General features: G+C 74.2%; 17 protein-coding genes. 11 read left to right on the top strand and 6 right to left on the bottom strand.

Annotated elements, in window-relative coordinates; translation table 11 throughout:
* The first annotated feature begins 198 nt into the window (after positions 1-198).
* Positions 199-1,374, top strand: coding sequence for an agmatine deiminase family protein (locus ACIQVI_RS03625; RefSeq protein WP_403590531.1), 1,176 nt, complete (start codon positions 199-201; stop codon positions 1,372-1,374).
* A 21-nt stretch (positions 1,375-1,395) separates the two neighbouring features.
* Positions 1,396-1,731 carry a DUF4436 family protein gene (locus ACIQVI_RS03620; RefSeq protein WP_403590528.1) on the top strand — a complete coding sequence of 112 codons (336 nt, stop codon included), beginning with the start codon at positions 1,396-1,398 and terminating at the stop codon, positions 1,729-1,731.
* 37 nt (positions 1,732-1,768) lie between these two features.
* Here the strand turns inward: ACIQVI_RS03620 and ACIQVI_RS03615 are convergent, their stop codons facing one another.
* Positions 1,769-2,362: an MBL fold metallo-hydrolase gene (locus ACIQVI_RS03615; protein WP_403590525.1), complete on the bottom strand. Its 594-nt coding sequence runs from the start codon at positions 2,360-2,362 to the stop codon at positions 1,769-1,771.
* Positions 2,363-2,444: 82 nt separating this feature from the next.
* Between ACIQVI_RS03615 and ACIQVI_RS03610 the strand changes: the two genes are divergently transcribed.
* The 6 genes from ACIQVI_RS03610 (at position 2,445) to ACIQVI_RS03585 (ending at position 9,459) form a co-directional block, all read left to right on the top strand.
* Entirely contained in the window at positions 2,445-3,401 is a 957-nt protein-coding gene (locus ACIQVI_RS03610; RefSeq protein ID WP_351970216.1) for a helix-turn-helix domain-containing protein, read from the top strand.
* 582 nt (positions 3,402-3,983) lie between these two features.
* A complete protein-coding gene (locus ACIQVI_RS03605; protein ID WP_351970215.1) occupies positions 3,984-4,961 on the top strand; it encodes a ketoacyl-ACP synthase III in 978 nt (325 codons plus the stop codon).
* A 72-nt stretch (positions 4,962-5,033) separates the two neighbouring features.
* Positions 5,034-6,383 carry an aminotransferase class III-fold pyridoxal phosphate-dependent enzyme gene (locus ACIQVI_RS03600; RefSeq protein ID WP_403590521.1) on the top strand — a complete coding sequence of 450 codons (1,350 nt, stop codon included), beginning with the start codon at positions 5,034-5,036 and terminating at the stop codon, positions 6,381-6,383.
* Between the two features lie 28 nt (positions 6,384-6,411).
* Entirely contained in the window at positions 6,412-7,557 is a 1,146-nt protein-coding gene (locus ACIQVI_RS03595; protein WP_403590518.1) for an acyl-CoA dehydrogenase family protein, read from the top strand.
* Positions 7,558-7,604: 47 nt separating this feature from the next.
* The gene (locus tag ACIQVI_RS03590; protein WP_351970212.1) at positions 7,605-8,021 is read left to right on the top strand and encodes a thioesterase, FlK family; all 417 of its coding nucleotides are present in this window, start codon (positions 7,605-7,607) and stop codon (positions 8,019-8,021) included.
* A gap of 91 nt (positions 8,022-8,112) precedes the next feature.
* Entirely contained in the window at positions 8,113-9,459 is a 1,347-nt protein-coding gene (locus ACIQVI_RS03585) for a hypothetical protein (protein ID WP_403590515.1), read from the top strand.
* 80 nt (positions 9,460-9,539) lie between these two features.
* On the opposite strand, the gene ACIQVI_RS03580 is transcribed toward ACIQVI_RS03585, so the two are convergent.
* Positions 9,540-10,100 (bottom strand): CGNR zinc finger domain-containing protein, encoded by a 561-nt coding sequence (locus ACIQVI_RS03580; protein ID WP_351970210.1) that lies wholly within the window; start codon positions 10,098-10,100, stop codon positions 9,540-9,542.
* 61 nt (positions 10,101-10,161) lie between these two features.
* On the opposite strand from ACIQVI_RS03580, the gene ACIQVI_RS03575 reads away from it, so the two are divergent.
* The 3 genes from ACIQVI_RS03575 to ACIQVI_RS03565 all read left to right on the top strand — a co-directional run bounded on the left by ACIQVI_RS03575 (position 10,162) and on the right by ACIQVI_RS03565 (position 13,832).
* Positions 10,162-11,412 carry an MFS transporter gene (locus tag ACIQVI_RS03575; protein ID WP_351970209.1) on the top strand — a complete coding sequence of 417 codons (1,251 nt, stop codon included), beginning with the start codon at positions 10,162-10,164 and terminating at the stop codon, positions 11,410-11,412.
* 150 nt (positions 11,413-11,562) lie between these two features.
* Complete coding sequence (locus tag ACIQVI_RS03570; RefSeq protein WP_351970208.1) at positions 11,563-13,374, top strand: GAF domain-containing SpoIIE family protein phosphatase; 1,812 nt, start codon at positions 11,563-11,565, stop codon at positions 13,372-13,374.
* Positions 13,375-13,379: 5 nt separating this feature from the next.
* The gene (locus tag ACIQVI_RS03565) at positions 13,380-13,832 is read left to right on the top strand and encodes a response regulator (protein WP_403592238.1); all 453 of its coding nucleotides are present in this window, start codon (positions 13,380-13,382) and stop codon (positions 13,830-13,832) included.
* Here the strand turns inward: ACIQVI_RS03565 and ACIQVI_RS03560 are convergent.
* From ACIQVI_RS03560 to ACIQVI_RS03545, 4 genes are all read right to left on the bottom strand, one after another.
* Positions 13,793-16,213 (bottom strand): ATP-binding protein, encoded by a 2,421-nt coding sequence (locus ACIQVI_RS03560; protein WP_403590510.1) that lies wholly within the window; start codon positions 16,211-16,213, stop codon positions 13,793-13,795. The two genes, ACIQVI_RS03565 and ACIQVI_RS03560, sit on opposite strands and share 40 nt — an antisense overlap.
* A 190-nt stretch (positions 16,214-16,403) precedes the next feature.
* On the bottom strand, positions 16,404-16,826 hold the full coding sequence (locus ACIQVI_RS03555) for a secondary thiamine-phosphate synthase enzyme YjbQ (RefSeq protein WP_403590507.1): 423 nt from the start codon (positions 16,824-16,826) through the stop codon (positions 16,404-16,406).
* Positions 16,827-16,896: 70 nt separating this feature from the next.
* On the bottom strand, positions 16,897-17,553 hold the full coding sequence (locus tag ACIQVI_RS03550) for a hypothetical protein (RefSeq protein ID WP_403590504.1): 657 nt from the start codon (positions 17,551-17,553) through the stop codon (positions 16,897-16,899).
* Entirely contained in the window at positions 17,553-18,086 is a 534-nt protein-coding gene (locus ACIQVI_RS03545) for a SigE family RNA polymerase sigma factor (RefSeq protein WP_403590501.1), read from the bottom strand. Before ACIQVI_RS03545 ends, ACIQVI_RS03550 begins: the two co-directional genes overlap by 1 nt.
* Between the last annotated feature and the right edge of the window lie 377 nt (positions 18,087-18,463).

Raw genomic sequence — 18,463 nt, 5'->3', positions numbered from 1 at the left:
GTCAGTGTCAGAGTGGCGACACGAAGGCCGCACTCACCCTCGCGGTAGAGGCGATTTCCGGGGGACCGGATGCACCCTGTTCCTCGGGGCAGCGAGTGAACCCGCCTCCGGCGACGGGCCGCGCTCCACCTCCCCGTCCCGCACGACGCCCGCCGTCACCGGACGCCTCGCCGCACACGTCCACGATCGGAGACCCCGATGTCCGACTTCCTCTCCTCCCGCCGCTCGGCTCTGCGAGCGATCCTCGGAGTCGGCGCGTTCGCCTTCGGCGCCGCGGCCTGCGGACCCGGCGATCCCGGCGGCCCTGGCGGGTCGGCCGGCTCCTCCCCCACGCCCACGAGCCGTGCCGGCCGGGCGAGAGAGGGCCGCCGTCTGGGCGCCGAGTGGGAGAGCCACGCCCGTACCTTCATGTCCTGGCCCGCCCTGGAGTCCGTCTGGGAGGACGACCTCCCCTCCGTACGGCAGGACATCGCGCGCGTCGCACGGGCCATCGCGGAGTACGAGTACGTCGTGATGATGGCGCGGCCGGACCAGCGGGCCGCGGCCCAGAAGCAGTGCGGTTCCGGCGTCGAGGTCATTCCACTGCCCGTCGACGACCTGTGGGCCCGCGACACCGTCCCCGTGTTCGTCGAGGAGGAGGGGGAGGTCGTCGGCGTCGACTTCCACTTCAACGGCTGGGGCGACAAGCAGGTGCACACGAACGACGGCCGGGTCGGCCGGGCCCTGCTGACGAAGTACGGGATCCCCCGCGTCGAGGCGCCCCTCGTCGCCGAGGGCGGCTCGTTCGAGACGGACGGCGAGGGAACCCTGCTGATCACCGAGAGCTCGATCGTCAACGACAACCGCAACCCCGGCAAGAGCCGCGACCGGATCGAGGCCGAGCTCAAGGAGCTCCTGGGCATGGAGAAGGTGATCTGGCTGAAGGGCGTGCGCGGCGAGGACATCACCGACGCCCACGTCGACAGTCTCGTACGGTTCACGGCCCCCGGCGTGATCCTGCTGGACCGGGCCTTCCCGGGGACGCCCCCCGACTCCTGGTCCCGCTCCTCGGACCAGGCCATGTCCGTGCTGGGCGAGGCGACCGACGCGCGGGGCCGCCCCTTCGAGGTCATCGACCTCCCGCAGCCCGATCCCGACCGGATCACCGGCTACAGCGACGACTTCCTGTCCACCTACGCGAACTTCTACATCGGCAACGACGCGGTCTACGTGCCCAGGTTCGGCGACAGGAAGGCCGACGACCGGGCGCGGGGCATCCTGCGGGAGCACTTCCCCAAGCGGGACGTCGTGCAGGTGAACATCGACACCATCGCCACCGGCGGCGGCGGGATCCACTGCGCCACCCACGACCAGCCCGGCAAGCCGGTCGACTGAGCACGAGCCGAGGAGCCCTCCGTGTCCGCCGTCCGACGCCGCGAACCGCGCCGAACGAGACTTCTCCCCGCCACACCGGCCTGCCTCGCGGTCGTGGCGGCCGTCGCCCTGGGCACCTGGCTCCAGTTCGGCGAGCGCCAGGCCCTGGACAGCACGTACGGCGCAGGCAGCACCGCTCCCGACCGCGTGGACGTCGACGCCTCGATCCAGTGCGTCGACGCCGCCGGCCGGGAGCCGGTCCTGCGCGTCCTCGCCACCCCGCGAGGAGACCTCGCGGAGGCCGGCGGCCCCTCCCCCACCGAGGACCTCACGCTCCAGACCTCGACCTCCACCCGGGGCGACCTGCCCACCCCTTGAGGTGCCGGAGGCCCCGGCCCGTACGCGGGCCGTGTGCTCAGCGCGGTGTGTTGGCGTCGCCCCTGAACGGACCTCCGTGCCCTGGCACGATCAGGTCCGCGGCGGCCAGCACCCGGAGTCGGGAGGCGCGCAGCAGTGCGCGGTCGGGGGCCACGGGGTCGTCCGCCGGGCCGTTCGCGTGCCACCACAGGTCACCGGCGAAGGCGACCACGCCCGACTCCGTGCCCGCCAGCAGGGTGATGTCCTCGGCGCTGTGGCCCGGAGTGCGGATCAGCCGCAGCGACGGGGTGAGTTCGTGCCCCTCCGCGTCCCGGTTCCGCCAGCCGTCGCCGGAGTACTCCACCTTGTGGTCGTGCACCCGGGCCCGCCCGAACAGGCCCGCGTTCATGGTGTTGTCCGGGTGGTGGTGGCTGAGCACCACGTCGGTGATGTCGTCGGGGCCGAGCCCCAGCTCCGCGAGCGGGGCGAGGATCAGGTCGCGGCTCGCCACCATGCCCGGGTCGAAGACCACGTGCCGGCCGGCGTCGGCGACGTAGGAGACGGTGGCGGCGACCCCGGGGCCGGTGGAGCCGACGTATCCGGTGGTCAGGATCGTGTACACGGCGCTGCGGCCGAGCGGTGCGTCTGTCATGCCCTCCATGTTTTCCGGCCGGAGGTCCGTTCACGAGTGGCACATCTGCCGCTGATCGCAGGATCAGTGCCACACTGCGCGCATGGCTCCCTTCGCGACCGTCGCCGCGTACGCCCCGCCCGGTGTCGGGATGCTCGCCGTCGGCATCGTCGCCGAGGTCTTCGGCCCGCACGGCGAGGCGCTGCCCGGCTTCGACTTCGCCCTGTGCGCCGAACGGCCCGGTCCCGTCCCCACCGACCTCGGGGTGCCGCTCGCCGTCACGCACGGCCTGGACCGGCTCGCCTCGGCCGATCTGGTGATCGCCCTGCCGTGGGCCGGCTTCCGCACGCCGCCCGCCCCCGCCGTGCTCGACGCGCTGTCGGCCGCGCACGGGCGCGGCGCGCTGGTCGTGGCCCACTGTGTCGGGACCTTCGCGCTCGCCGCCGCCGGGCTGCTCGACGGCCGGCGGGCCACCACCCACTGGCGGTTCGCCGACCTGCTCGCCCGCCGCCACCCCGACGTCACCGTCGAGCCCGACGCCCTCTACGTCGACGAAGGACGCGTCGTCACGGGCGCGGGAGCCGCCGCCGGCTTCGACCTCTGCCTGCACCTGCTGCGGCGGGAGCACGGAGCCGCGATGGCCAACGCGGTCGCCCGGGACATGGTGCTGCCCTCCCACCGCGACGGCGGGCAGGCGCAGTACCTGGCCGCCCCCGTCCCCGAGGGCTGCCGCGACGAGCGCCTCTCCGAAGTCCTCGCGTGGGCCCGCGAGAACCTCGACCAGCCCCTTCCCGTCGCGGAACTGGCCCGGCGCGCCCTGATGAGCAAACGGTCCTTCGCCCGCCGCTTCGCCGCCGCGACCGGCACCACTCCCCACGCCTGGCTGCGGAACCTGCGGCTGAGCGGCGCCGAGGAGCTCCTGGAGACCACGGACCTGCCGGTCGAGGAGATCGCCCGCCGCGTCGGCTACGGAAGCGCGACCGTCCTGCGCGAACAGTTCGTGCGCCGCCGGGGAGTGCCGCCCCGCGCCTACCGCCGCGCCTTCACCAACACGCCGTGACGAAGCGGATGTGAGGGGGCCGGTTCGAAGCCCCTCCGCGGACGCCCGCCCCGAACGCTCCGCCAGCCCCGGCCACTCCGCCCGCTCCGGCCACTCCCACTGCCGCAGTGCTTCGTGGCGCGCCCGGGTACCCCGTACCCCCCTTGAACAAAATCCATAGCCGGTAAACATCTGTCGACGAGCGAGTCGGATCGCCGCCCGGGGTCCACTTCGGCCATGGCGCGTCCCCCTCTCTTGCGCGGTCTTCGACCACCCGCCGGAACGGGCGTACGAGGCTGCCGCCGCGCGACGGAACCCCCTTCGCCCACCTGGGGTTTCCCGCCGTACGGGCCGAGTCGCCGCACCACGACACCCCGCCGCGACCCCGATCGGCGGGAACCGTCACGGCTTTCCTGAAGAGAACCTTCCGGCCGATTTCCGGTCCGAATCGATCAACAAACCTGTCCAGAAAGGAACTTGGTGACACCTCTCACAAGCCGGGACACCCGTGTTTACCGCCGTAGGCGTGAGGTAGGCGACCCTTCGCAGTCACCGACCGGTCATTACGGGATCAGGTCGATCATTTTCCTGAATGGGGAGAACATGCCGAACGGGATACTCCGGGTGGCCGGTCACGTGCCGTCCCGCGTGGTGGACAACAGCAGGATCAGCGACTGGGCGGGGACCGACGAGGACTGGATCGAGGAGCGCACCGGCATCCGCGAACGCCGTTACGCGGACGGGGAGTCGGCGACGTCCGACCTCGCCGCGGCGGCGGCCTCCCGGTTATTGGGCACGCGGTACGGGCCCCACGACATCGACGCCCTGATCGTCGCGACCACCACCCCCGACCAGCCGCAGCCGGCCACCGCCGTCTTCGTCCTGGAGCGGCTCGGCCTCGGCGCCCTGCCCGCCTTCGACCTGAACGCCGTCTGCTCCGGCTTCCTCTACGCCCTGGACGTGGCGGACTCGCTGCTGTGCGCCCACGCCGACTGGCGCAACGTCCTGGTGATCGGGGCCGACACCTACTCGACGATCATGGACCGGACGGACCGCAGGACCGTCAGCCTCTTCGGCGACGGCGCGGGGGCCGTGCTGGTGGGGCGTGTTCCCGACGGCTACGGCATCCACGCCAGCTCCCTGCTCGCGGACGGGACGACCACCGACCACGTACGGGTCGAGGGCGGCGGCTCGCGGCGGCCGGCCGCCACCCTCCGGGACCCCGGCGCCCACCACTTCCGCATGAACGGACGGGCCGTCAAGGACTGGGCCGTCCAGCACGTGCCCAAGGCCGTGCACCAGGCGCTGGACGAGTCCGGCGTGGGCCTCGGCGACATCGACCGCGCCGTCTTCCACCAGGGCAACCTGCGGCTGGTGGAGACCCTCGCCGACACGCTGGGCATCGACTCCCGCAAGGTCGCGGTCACCGCCGACCGCTACGGCAACACCGCCGCCGCCTCCATCCCGCTCACCCTCAGCGAGAGCCACCGCGCCGCGCCCCTGCACCGGGGCGAGCGCGTCCTGATGGCCTCCGTCGGCGGCGGCATGACGGCCGCCGCGTCCGTCATGACCTGGTACTGAGCCGCTTCACGACCCGGTACCGAACCGCTTCACGACCCGGTACCGAGCCCCGTCCGGCCGTACCGCCGCACGGTGGCCCCACCGTCCACCCCGCACCCCACACACCGCGTACACCACGCACACCACGCACACCACCAGGAGACACCCATGCTTCCCACCGTCAGCCACGGGGCCGGCGTCCACGTCTACGACACCGAGGGCCGGGAGTACCTCGACGGCTGCTCCGGGGCGATCAACACCAACCTCGGCCACGGGCTCCCCGAGATCACCTCCCGGATGCACCGGCAGCTCGACGCCATCGCCTTCGCCTACCGGACCCAGTTCACCTCCGAGCCGCTGGAACGGCTCTCCGCCCTCCTGACCGAGCTCGCCCCCGGCACCCTCGGCAACCCGGTGTACGGCAACTCGGGCTCCGAGGCCGTCGAGGCCGCCCTGCGCCTGACGACCCTGTTCCACTCCGAGGCCCACCGGCCCTTCAAGTGCACGGTGCTGACCGAGGAGCCCAGCTACCACGGGATGACCGCCGGAGCGCTCGGCGCCTCCGGGCACCCGGCCCGCAGGCACGGCCTCACCCCGCTCCTCGCGAACCAGGCCACCGTCGCCAAGGTGCGCCCCCGGCAGGGCGACATGCGCGCGGACGTCGAGCAGTGGGAGCGGGCGATCGAGGAGGTGCAGCCGCAGAACCTGGCCGCGGTGATCGTCGAGCCCGTCGGCGGCGCGTCCTCCGGAGCCGTACCGTGCGACCCGGCCGTCCTCAGGAGGCTGCGGGAACTCGCCGACGAGCACGGCTTCCTGCTGATCGCCGACGAGGTCATGACCGGCCTCGGCAGGACCGGCACGTGGTTCGGCTGCGACCACGCCGGGATCGTCCCCGACGTGCTGGTGCTCGGGAAGGGCGTGACGGCCGGATACGCGCCGCTGTCCGCCGTCCTGGTCCGCGACGAGATCGCCGCCGCCTTCGACCGGCCGCTGGGATCGGTGGTGTTCGGGCACACGATGGCCGGCGCGCCGCTCGCCGCCGCCGCGGGCCTGGCGACCGTGGAGTACCTGAAGGAGCACGACGTCCCCGCCCTCGCCGCCCGCTCCGGCCGCCGTCTGCGCACCCTCCTGGAGGGCCTGGTCGACCGCCACCCCGTGGTGCGCGACGTCCGCGGCCGCGGCCTGCAGCTCGCCCTCGGCCTGCACGCCACCCCCGGCCGGTCCCCCGGGACCGCCCACGACCTGGTCCTGGCGGCGCGCGAACACGGCCTGCTGCTGTACCCCGCCGGGGTGAACGCCCTGACGGAATCCGTACTGGTGGCACCGCCGCTGAACAGCACGGAGGCCGAGCTGGAGGAGCTGGCGGTCCGTCTGGACCACAGCCTCACCGCCCTCACCCCGGTCCCCGCCGACCGGGTCGACGCACTCGTCGCCGCCCACTGACCCGCCCCCTCGCACCGAAAGGCAGACCATGCTCCAGCACTTCACCGACCCGGCCCTGCGCACGCGCTACGCGGACCTGGCCGCCTCCACCGTCGCCAAGCGCGCCGACGGCTGCAGGGCCGAGGGCGTCCTGGACCGGGAGTCCTGGCAGGAGGTGAGCGACGCCGGCGTGTGGCGGCTGGCCGTGGACCGGGAGTGGGGCGGCGACGGCGGCACCTGGTGGGACTTCACCGCGGCCTTCGAGGGCGTCGCGGCGGGCGGCCGCGACCTCGGCTTCTCCCTGTCCATGGTGGCGCAGGCGGGCCTCATCCGTTCCCTGCTCACCTACGGCAGCGACGACCAGAAGGGGTACTGGCTGCCCCGGCTGCTGTCCGGGGAGGTCGGGGCCACCGCCCTGACGGAGACCACCGGCGGTTCCGACGTCACCCGGATCAGGACGGCCGCCACCCGCGACGGCGAGGTCTACCGGCTGAACGGGCACAAGGACCACATCACCAACGGCCCCGTCGCCGACATGGCCCTGGTCCTGGGCCGCGTGCCCGAGCAGGGCGCCCGGGACATCACCCTCTTCATGGTCGACCTCCACGACGAGGGCGTCAGCCAGGGCCCCGTGGAGCGGATGATCGGCAACCAGACCAGCCCGACCGGGCCCATCGGCTTCGACAACGTGCGGGTCGACGCCCGGAACCTCGTCGGCGAGATCGGCGGGGGCATCGAGGCGATCTACAACACCATCGCCCTCGACCGGCTGCTGTACGGGGTCCTCGCCGCGGCCTACCTCGATCCCCACCTGGACGAGGTGCTCGCGTACGCGCGCCGCCGCCAGGCCTTCAAGCAGCCGATCGCGGACCACCAGTACGTGCAGGGCCGGATCACCGACGCCAAGTTCGCCATCGAGGCGACCCGTTACGTCTCCTACGGGGCCCTGGACGCCCTGCTGAGCGGCGACCCGCAGGCGTCCCTGCTGTGCTCCATCGCCAAGTACCACGCCGGCGAGACGCTCCGGATCGGCACCGAGACCGCGCTGCGCGTCTACGGCCACCTCGGCTACATGGACGGTCCCGCCGCGCACGCCCTCCAGGACGCCCTGGGCACCCTCATCGCCGGCGGCACCGCGGAGATGCAGCGCAAGAACGTCTTCAACCAGATGCGGGCCCTCGCGCAGGCCTCCTGACCGCTCCCCCACCGACCGAAAGTCCGCCGCCCGACCGAAAGGCAGTCATGTCCGACACCACCACGTCACCGCGTCCCGTGCTCGACTCCCTCGTCGGCTCCTCGGCCACCCGCCACCACGTGGTCGGGCCCCGCGACTCCGCCACCGCCTGGGAGAACGACGTGGACGTCCTCGCCACCCCCGTGCTGCTGTGGCTCGGCGAGGTCACCGCCATGGACGTCCTGCGGGAGGAGATCACCGCGCCCTGGATGACCCTGGGCCTGAACCACGACTCCGCGCACGTGGCGCCGACGCCCGTCGGCGAGGAGATCACCGTCACCGCCACGCTGACCGAGGTCGACGGCAAGATCCTCACCTTCGCCGTGGAGGCGCGGGACAGCCGCGCCGTCATCCTCCGCGGCGTGCACGGGCGGGCCGTCGTCAACCGCGACTCGTTCGTGCGGAAGCTCGCCGAACGCGCCTGACCCCGCCCCGCCGTCCCCGGGGGCCGCGCCCGGCGCGGCCCCCCTCGTGCGCGGGAACGCGCGCGCCGGAACTCGTACGAAAGGACCTTCCGTGCCCCAGCTCGTCCTCGGCAACGTCACGAGCGAGTACATGTTCGCCAGCCCGCTCACCTCGTTCGGGCCCAAGGAGGCCCACAAGCAGCACGCCGTCTCCACCCGTACGGCCTGGCTGCTGGAGGACGGCGACGCGATGCTCGCGCACCGGCGGCCGACGCCCGACTTCCTGGACTACCTCGTCCCGTCGCTCGGCCTCGACCGCTCCGCGCTGACCTTCCTCACCCCCGACGGGCCGGACGAGGGCGTGTTCCTCGACGCGCGCACCGCCCTGGCCGAACCGCTGGTGGAGCGCCTGCGGGAGACCGTGGGACCGGACTGGACGCTGACGCCCTACCTGTACGACCGGACCGTCGCCGACCTCGCGGGCCGGCTCGGTCTGCGCGGCGCGGGTCCCGCGTTCTTCGCGCAGGGCGGCAGCGACTTCTTCAACAGCAAGTCCTTCTTCCGGGCCTGGGCGACCGGCACGGGCGTCCCGGTCGCCCGGGGGGAGGTCTGCCGCAGCCGGGGGGCCACCGCGCGGGCCGTGCGCGACCTGCTGCACCACACCGGCAGCGTGATCGTGAAACAGGACTTCAGCGCCAGCGGATACGGCAACGTCCTGTTCACCGTCGACGCCGGGGTCCCCGCCATCGGGGCCTCCGCGAAGCACGTCGTCGGGCCGCTCTCCGGGCTCCGGGAGATCGAGGCGGCGCTCGCCGACTCCTTCCCCGTGGTGGCGGAGGTCCGCGACTTCCCCACGGGCCTGCGCCCGAGCGAGGCCGTCGTCGAGGTCTACCACCCCCACAGCCGCACCCTCTACAGCGAGCTGTTCCTTCCCGACCCGCCCGGCGAGCCCGTCCTCCTCGACCACGGGGACATGCGCATGGAGCCGGTCTGGAACGGCTTCGCCATCCCCCCGGTGGCCCTGGACCCCGCGGTGGAACGGCGGATGCTGGAGGCGTCGCTGGCGATGGCGCGGACGATCCGGCAGCTCGGCCACCGCGGCTACCTGAACTGCGACTCCATCGTCACTCCCGAGGGCGAGGTCCTGTTCAGCGAGGTGAACGCGCGCATCGGCGGCTGCACCCACGTGCACGCGGCGGCCCGGCGGCTCCTCGGCGACGACTACCTGGACGCGTACACGGTGCTCACCCGCAACGACCTGCCGGTCCGGGACTTCGCCAAGCTCGCCCTGGCGATCGAGCGCGACCCCCGGCTGGCCCCGGACGGCGAGAGCGGCGCCGTCGTCCTCGTCGACGACAGCCCGTACACCCGTACGGTGGAGTACCTGGTCTACGACCGGGGTCCGGGGGCGGCCGAGGAGACGGAGCGGCTGCTGCGACAGGTCGCCTCGACCCTCTGACGGCCTCCGGGTCCTACGGGATTCCACGGAGGTTCCACGGGGGTTCTACGGAGGTGGGGGCGCCGGCCGGGCCGGTGTCCTCACCCCGCCTCCACGGCGGTCGTCCGCCGCTTCTGGGTCTCGCGCATCCGCTTGACCTTGGCGATGCTGCCGCAGGCCCGGCCGCTCTCGCCCGCGTACATGCTGCACCAGGTGCGCGTGTTGTTCCGCGACTGGTCGTAGAAGACCCAGCGGCAGTCGGGACAGGCCCTGAGCCGGCGCCAGCGCTCGGCGAGCACCAGTCCGGCCGCCTGGCGCAGGACGACGTCGACGGGGGCGGCCGGTCCTTCGAGCCGCAGTTCGCCCTCGCCGATGCGGACCGTCTGCGGTCGCCGGGCGAGCCATTCGTCGAGGCGTCGCGTGCCGCGCTCGCCCACGTCCTCCCGCAGGTCGTCGCGGAGCCGGAGCAGGTCCGCCAGTTCGTCGGTACGCGGACGCGGCAGCTGCGGCAGCGCCCGCGCCCAGTCGTCCGGGGACGCGGCGAGGTCCGGGAGGTTCTCCGTCTCCTGCCGCGTGTCGTTGGGGATCACCCAGGTGTTGAGGAAGGCCCTCATGTCCTCCACCTGCGGTCCGGCCACCGTCGTTCCCGTCCGATTTCCCATGCGTAAATCATAGCCGGTAAACAAGGTTTGACACCCGGGCGAACGGTTACCGGTAAAAACTATGAGTGGTAACACAGCGCCGGTCACGCGACCCACCCCGACCTACCGCGACGTGTTGTGCCGCGAGGGCGGCACCGCCTGGTACGTCGCCATGGGGCTGATCCGGGCACCCGTCGCCATGGCCCCCCTGGCCCTGGTCTTCCTGGGCCACAGCACGGGCTCGTTCTCCGCGGGCGGCGTCCTGGCGGCCTCGCACGCGCTCGGCGAGGCCGTCGGGGCCCCCTTCATGGGACGCGGCTTCGACCGGCGGCCCTTCCTGGGACAGCTCCGCTTCGCCCTGCTCGCCGAGGCGCTCGTCTTCGCCGCCATCGCCGTCCTGGCGGGCCACACGTCCCTGGTCCTCCTGGTGGCCATGGCCTTCGCCGCCGGAGCGGTGGCCGCGGGCGTCCCCGGCGGGATGCGCGCGCAGCTGTCCGGCACCACCCCGGAACACCTCCGGCACACCGCGCTCGGCCTGGAGAGCGCGCTGAACCAGGCCGTCTGGGCCGCCGGCCCGGTGCTGGCCTCGCTGGTGTCCACCCAGGCGTCGCCCCGGACCGCGCTCCTCCTCATGGCCGTCGTCTCGGCGGCCCCCCTGGCCTTCGCCGGACGCATCCGGCACGCCGCTCCCGACGTACGGGAGAACGCCCCCGAGCCCGCGGGGACGCTGAGCGTCGTCAGGATGGCCTGGCCCACCGTGCTGCTCGCCGCGGCCATCATGTTCCTGGTCGGCGCCATGGACGTGGCCCTGCCGGCCCGCCTGGAGTCGACGGGCCAGGAGCTGGCGCTGACCGGCGTCATCACGGGGGCGTTCGCCGTGGCGAGCATCGCCGCCGGGCTGGTCTACGGGCGGCGCACCTGGCCGGGCTCCCCCGGGACGCAGACCCTCTTCCTGCTGCCGGCCATGACGGCGGCGCTGACGCTGTGCGCCGTCACCGGCCGGCTCTGGGCGTTCTTCGCCGCGTTCCTGCTCGGCGGCCTCTTCTACAGCCCGCTCATGATCATCCGGAACCTGGCCCTGCAGAACCGCCTCCCGCAGAACGTGTGGGCCACGGGCTTCTCCCTCCTGTACGCGGCGGGCGGCCTCGGCTACGGCGCGGCCGCCCTCCTGACGGCCGGCCTCGTCAAGGCCACCACCCCGGTCGTCACCATCGTCGTCTGCACGGCGCTGACCACCGTGATCGGCCTGGTCGCGGGTATCGGGGAACGCCGGGGAACCGCACCGGCCGAGCGGTCCGGGGCACGGACCCCGGCCGCGCCGACGTCCTCCTGAGCGGCGGACCGGACGCCCCGGCTCCCGCCCGGGGCGCGACGGCGGCGACGTACGCTGGGACCTGCGGCCCGCCCGGAGTCACCCGACGTCCGGTCCCGGGGCGGCGGGGCGAGAGCTCCGGCCAGTACGGCCGACACGATCGAGGAGACTGTGAGGCGAGTCGAGGGAGCGACCGGTACGGACCCGGAGAACTGGTCCGCCGGCCTGCACCGCCTGTGGCAAGCCGCGCAGGACGCCCAGGACGTCACGGACATGGCCCGGCACGTCTACACGCTGATGCTGGCGGAGCGGGCCGTGGTCGCCGTCGCGGGAAGCCGGTGGGACGGCCTCGGGCTGCGGTACGTACGGCGGCTCACGGCCGACGGCGGCGAGTCGGCGGCCACCACCACCCCCCGCCCCGGCACGGTGCGGACCGTCCCCTCCCGGGTGCCCGCCGGGGGCGAGGAGGACGCCGCGAACCGCGCGCCGGTGCACCTGTACGAGCACGACCTCACGGTGGACGACGAGGAGTTCGCGCCCGAGGCGGCCCTGCTGACCGAGGCGGGGGCACGGTGGGCCCTGGAGGCCCGCTTCTCGCTCGGGGACGACGACTGGGCGTCCTTCTCGCTGGGCCTGAGCCGCCGGGAGGACGCCGACCCCCTCCTGCCGACGCGGCTGCTCCAGCTGAGCGAGGTCCTGGTGGCCGGCAACCGGCGGGTCCTGGAGCACAGGGCCGCGGAGCGCCGCCGGGTGGAGGAGGCGTTCCTGGCCGAGGCGTCCCTGCAGATGGACGCCAGCCTCGACGCGCGGGAGACGCTGGAGCGCGTCGCCCGGCTCGCCGTCCCGGCGGTGGCGGAGGCCTGCGTGGTGCACCTGTGCCGGCCGGGCGACCGGCTGTCCCCGGTGGCCGCCGTGCACGTGGCGGCGGCCGTACAGCCCTGGCTGCGCGGGGTGGCCTCGGACGACCCGTGGCTGGACGGGGCCCTGCGGGCCGCGGCGGGCCTGCCGCACGGCACCCTGCTCTCCGGCGAGGCCCTGGGAACGTCCGCGTTCGGCCCGCACGGCGAGGGGCCGGGCCGGGCGGTGCGGGCCCTGAGCATCAGCCCGCTGCGGGCCCGGGGGAAGCTCCTCGGCACGCTGACGTTCGTCTATCACCGTCCCGAGCCGGAGATCGTCGACCTGCGGGTGCTGGACGACCTGGCCCGCAGAGCCGCCCTCGCCATCGACACCACCACCGCCTACGAGCAGCGCCGCCGCAACACCGAGCAGCTCCAGCGGCACCTGCTGCCGGGCACGCTGCCCGACTGGCCGGGCGTCGGGCTGACCGCGGCGTACGAGGTGGCCGACGACTCCCTGGAGGTCGGCGGCGACTTCTACGACGCCGTGGTGCGCCGGGACGGGGCGCTGGCCCTCTTCGTCGGGGACGTGTGCGGCCGGGGCGCCGAGGCCGCGGCCCTCGCCGGCCTGGCCCGGCACACCCTGCGCGTCCTGCTGGAGGACAAGGCGCCGCCCGGCGAGGCGCTGAACCGCCTCAACAGCGTGCTGACCGGCCAGCAGGCCGCGCGGTTCGTCACCGCGTTCGTCGGCGTGCTCACCCCGGCCGGCGACGGCTACACCGTCGAAGTGGCCTCGGCCGGGCATCCGCGTCCGCTGATCCGCCGCGCGGACGGGCGGGTCGAGGAGGTCCGGGCGTCCGGGCTGCTGCTGGGGGTCGTGCCGGACGCCCTGTACGAGCCGGGGGCGACCGTACTGGAGCCGGGCGACGCGCTGGTGATGTTCACCGACGGCCTCTCGGAGGCGCGCTCGGCGGACGGGACGATGTTCGAGGACGTACTGCCCGAGGCGGTCGGGGAGTGCTGCCGCGACGGGAGCGACGCCGCCGGGCTGATCGCCCGCGCGGCCGCCTTCCGCGCCCTGGGCGACGACGACACCGCTGTACTGGTCGCCCGGGTGGCGGAGGAACGCGTGGAGGACGCACCATGAGCCGGATGCCGGAGACGACGGACGAGCGGCGCCCGGCCCCCGACCGGATCCTGGTCGTGGAGGACAGTCCGGAGGACGCCGAGGCGATCGAGCGCGCGCTGCGCCGCACCCACCCGGACCTGGAGCTGGAGTTCACCGACCGGGGAGAGGGCCTGGTGGACGCGCTGCTCGCGCGCGAGGACCTGCCCGGCCTGATCCTGCTGGACCTCAACATGCCGGGGGTCGGCGGGCACGCGGTCCTCGAGCGGATCCGCTCCCGGCCGGAGCTGGGCGCGGTGACGGTGGTGGTCTTCACCTCCTCCACCGCCCCCGCCGAGGTCGACGCCTGCTACGCGGCGGGGGCGGACAGCTACGTCTACAAGCCGGTCAACTTCGCGCTCTTCCAGACCGTGCTGAAGGGTGCCGTCGACTACTGGCGTCAGGCCGGGTCCGGGTCGGGCGACCCGAGCGTGAAGTAGAACGCCGTCCCGCCGCCGGGGACGGCCTCCAGCCAGATGCGGCCCCCGTGCCGTTCGACGATCCGCTTGACCAGGGCGAGGCCCACCCCCGTACCGCCGCCGTGCTCGGTCGGCCCGTGGAGGCGGCGGAACAGGTCGAAGACCTCGTCCCGCCGGTCCGCGGGGATGCCGATGCCGTTGTCCCGGACGACGACGACCTGCTCGGGTCCGGCGGGGGTGCCGGGGTCGTCCGCGTCCGCGCCGCGCGCCTGCGGGTCGCCCCCGGCGGGCGGGACCGGGCGGCGCTCCACGGTGACCTCGACCCGGCGCTCCCCGTCCCGCCGGGCGTACTTGGCCGCGTTGACGAGCAGGTTGACCAGGATCTCGTCCAGCCGGTCGGGGTCGGCCCACACCCGGGGCAGCGTGCCCCGGACCACGGCCACCCCCTGCTCGGCCAGCCGGGGCCCGGCCACCTCCAGGGCCGCGTCCAGGGCGACGGCGAGCTCCACTTCGCGCACCCGCAGCCCGGCGCGGCCGAGCCGGGCGTAGTGCAGCAGCGAGTTGAGCAGCTCGTCCATGCGTCCGGCGAGCCGCTGCATGGTCCGCAGCCGGCGCAGCGTGACCTCGTCGAGCTCCTCCCCGGCGTCCTCCATGGCGAACGTCGCCGCGTTGGAGATGCCGCGCAGCGGCTCCTTGAGGTCGTGGGCGGCGGCGTGGGCGAAGGAGTCGAGGTCGACGTTGCGCATCCGCAGCTCGTCGTTGATCGCGTCCAGGACCTCGGCGTGCCGCAGGACCAGGCCCGTGAGGAGCCGCCACAGCTCCTTGGCCACCGCCCGGTCACGGACGGTCCAGGGCAGGCTCCGGCCGCGCACGGTGGCCCGGAAGACGGCGCCGGAGCCGCGCGGCGTCAGCCGCTCGCCGTGCGGCCCGACCCGTACCGGCAGCGAGGGGTCGGCGGCCCACTGCCGGGGCATCGGCCGCTCCGGGCGGCGCCAGGCGATGTACTCCCCCGCCCCGGACAGCGGCACCATCAGCACCCCGGCGGGCCGTCCGCCCGGCCCTCCCTCCGCCCCTCCGTCCGGCCCTCCCTCCGTCCTTCCCTCCGGTCCTCCGTCCGCCGCCTCCGCGCCGTCTCCCGGTCCGTCCTCCTCGGCCAGCCGGTCGGTGCACCACGGCTCGCCCGGCGTGAGCCCGCGCGCCCGCGTCTCCAGGGCCCGGAGCAGGCCGGGCGCGAACGCCTCGCCCGCGCCCAGGGTGCGCTCGGCCCGCCGGAGCACCACCCCGTCCGCGTCGAGCAGCTCCATGAGCGGGCCGCCGGCGCCGCCGAGGCCCTCCTCCAGGCGTTCCCGTTCGAGCGCCTCGGCCACCGCGGCGGACCGTGCGGTGGACTCCAGGTGCGCGTCCGCCCGCTCGCGTTCCTCGATCGCGGACAGCTGCAACGAGAACGCGGCGCCGAACATCTCGCACGCCGAGCGGACTTCGGGGGTGATCCGCGCGGGCTCCGCCCCGTGGCAGGCGATCAGCCCCCACAGCCGGCCTCCGCGCAGCACCGACACCGACATGGAGGAGCGCACGCCGATGTTGCGCAGGTACTCCAGGTGGAATCCGGAGACGGTGCGCAGGGCGGCCTGCGACAGGTCCAGGGGCGCGCCGGTGGCCTCCCGCACGGGAGGGTGCAGTCCGACGGCGACGTCGTCCACGTCCCCGATGACCCGGATCCAGTTCTCCCGGTACAGCCGCCGGGCCTGGGGCGGGATGTCGGTCGCCGGGAACCACAGCCCCAGCCAGGGCTCCCAGTCCTCCCGCACGTCCTCGGCGACCACCTCGCCCGGGCCGTCCTCGCCGTCGAAGCGGTAGGCGACCACCCGGTCGAACCCGGTCAGCGCCCGCACCTCGCGCACCGCCACCCGGCAGCAGTCCTCGACGTCCTCCGCCGACCGCAGCCGGGCCAGCGCCCGGCGCACCCCCTGGTAGAACCCGCGCGCTTCGGCGCCGCCGGCGCCGCGCGGCTCGAACTCCATGATCAGCAGCCCGTCCCTGCGATGGGCGGACACGTCGAAGCTCCGGCCCGGGGCCGTCACGTCGTCCGACAGGGCGAGCGCGGCCGGCACCCCTCCCTCGTCACCGGCCGCCTCCACCGCCTCCTCGAAGAGGGCGGCGGACACCAGGCGCGTCACCGGCCCGCCGACGAGGTCCTCCGCCTCCACGCCGAGCAGGGGTCCCGTGTTGCGCGCGGCGACCTCGACCACACCGGTCTCCGGGTCGACCGCCACCAGCGAACCGGAGGACTGCACGCTCCCGAGCAGATGGATCGGCTCGCGCACGCACCGCGTGAGGTCGAAGCCCCCTCCCGAGGCCCCTTCGGCCTCCCGCGCCCGCCGCGACAGCCATGGCTGCTCCACTGCCTCACCACTCTCCCCGGACCCGACCGGCACCTCCGACCCGTCCCGGCCCCATCCTCTCCCGCCGACCGGAGCCGTGGGCGACGCCATGTCGGGGGTCAGCGGTTCGATGCCGCGCTTCCACAGCAGGCGGCGGTACTTGCCGAAGGGGATCGGCGGCCGCGCCCGGGGCCATCCCGGTCGCCCCGGGTCATCCCAGGAAGCTCAACCGCACCTGACGGTCGGGGTTGTCCTTGTTGGTGTCCACCAGGCACACCGACTGCCACGTCCCGAGGGCCAGTTCGCCGTCGATCACGGGGAGGGTCGCGTGGGGCGGGACGAGGGCCGGGAGGACGTGGTCGCGGCCGTGGCCGGGGCTTCCGTGGCGGTGTTGCCAGCGTTCGTCGGCGGGGAGGAGGCGGTGGAGGGCGGAGAGGAGGTCGTCGTCGCTGCCCGCGCCCGTTTCGATCAGGGCGATGCCCGTGGTGGCGTGGGGGGCGAAGACGTTGAGGAGGCCGTCCCGGCCCTGGGCCACGTCCGCCAGGAAGGCGGCGCATTCCCGGGTCAGGTCGTGGACCGTCTCGGAGGATCCGGTGGTGACGGCCAGGGTGCGGGTTTCGAATCCGTGGGTCATGGCTCCATGGTGGCCGACATGGTGGTTCCTCCGGGTTCTCCACGCGGGCCGCCCGGGATCGGTCTCCCCGTTATCCGAAGCCGCCCCGGAGGGTGGTCCGGCCGCCGTCCGGGGCCGTCAGGGTGACGCCGTACGTGTCGGACGAGGCGTCCCGTACCCCTTCGGGGTGGTTGTACTGGGCCGCGAAGACGTGCGGGCCCGGCGGCAGGGCGCGGCCCTCCTTCAGGGTCCAGCGGTAGACCAGGGCGCCGGGTTCCTCGGTCACCGTCACCGTGAAGTCCCCGGCGGGGCGGGTGCGCCAGTGGCCGGTGCTCACGACGCCGGCGGTACGGGCGATCCGCAGTTCGACGACGAGGCCCGTGACGGGCGACCCGGTCGTCACGCCGAGGTCGCTCTGCGCCCACCAGCTGTTGCTGCCGGGATTGATCGTGGCGGTCGCCCGGGCCGCCGGGCCGGGGGCCGGCAAGGGGGCGGTGGCCGGGGTCGCCGGGCGGTCCGGTGGCGCCGTCGCCATGGTTCCGGCCAGGCCCACCGCCCCCGCGACCGCCGCGGTCACCGCCGCCACCGCCGCCCAGCGGCGGCCGGACCAACGGGCCCGGGGACGCGGCCGGGCCCCGGGGGCGGGCGCGGCGAGGCCGCGTTCCACCCGGGCCAGGATCCGGGCGCGGTCGGGCCGGTGGGCGAGGGCCGCCTCGCGCAGCTCGTGGCGGAGCCGTGTGTCGTCCATCAGCGCCTTCCCGCGGTGAGTTCGGTCGCGGCCCGGTCGCCGAGCAGCCGCTGGAGGTGCGCCATGCCCTTGGCGGTCTGGCTCTTGACCGTACCGACCGAGACGCCGAGCGCCAGGGCCGTGTCGCGCTCGGAGAGGTCGAAGGCGTGCCGGAGGACGACGCAGGCGCGCTTGCGGAACGGCAGGGCGCGCAGCGCGGTCCGGACGTCGAGGACGGCGGGGACGTCCGGGTCCTCGGTGTGCTCGGGGCGCCGGTCCCAGAACGCGGTGATCCTGCGCCGCTCGCGCACGGTGCTCCGGATCCGGGTGCGGACGAGGTGGGCGACGACGCCCCGGGCGTAGGCGGCGGGGTGGTCGGCGGCGCGGACCCGGTCCCAGCGGTGCCACAGGGCGAGCATCGCGTCGGCCGCCAGGTCGTCGGCGGCGTCGGTCTCGCCCGTCAACAGGTACGCCAGGCGCGCGAGTTCGGCGTAGTGGCGCTCGAAGAAGACCCGGAACTCGGCCTCGGCGGCATCGCCCCCGGTGTCCGTCACGGCCACGGACGTTCCCGAGGGGCGTGGAGGGGGGTGACCACGTACGCGCTCCTGGACGGTTCCTGGTGTCACGGGCTGCCGCCCGACGGTTCGGGTCCCGACCCTAGGCGGCGGCGCGACGGGCTGTCCAGGCAGGTCGGGGGCGTGCTCGTTCTCTTGGTTCGCGGTGGGGAGTTCGGCGCGGGGTCGGTTCCCCTCGCCCGTCGTCGGCGCTACGGTCCGCCCGGCCCGGTGGGAGCGATTCCGTCCGGTCGGCACGCCGTCAGGCGCGTGCCCTCGCCGCGAGGACCCGCACATGCGACAGCCCGCACCTCTCGTACCTCTCGTACCTCTCTTACGTGTTCCGCGTCCGCCACGCGGGCGGCACCACCCGGCGC

The organism is Streptomyces sp. NPDC098101 (assembly GCF_044760185.1).
Classification (GTDB): domain Bacteria; phylum Actinomycetota; class Actinomycetes; order Streptomycetales; family Streptomycetaceae; genus Streptomyces.
This window is presented reverse-complemented; position numbering and strand designations above follow the sequence as displayed.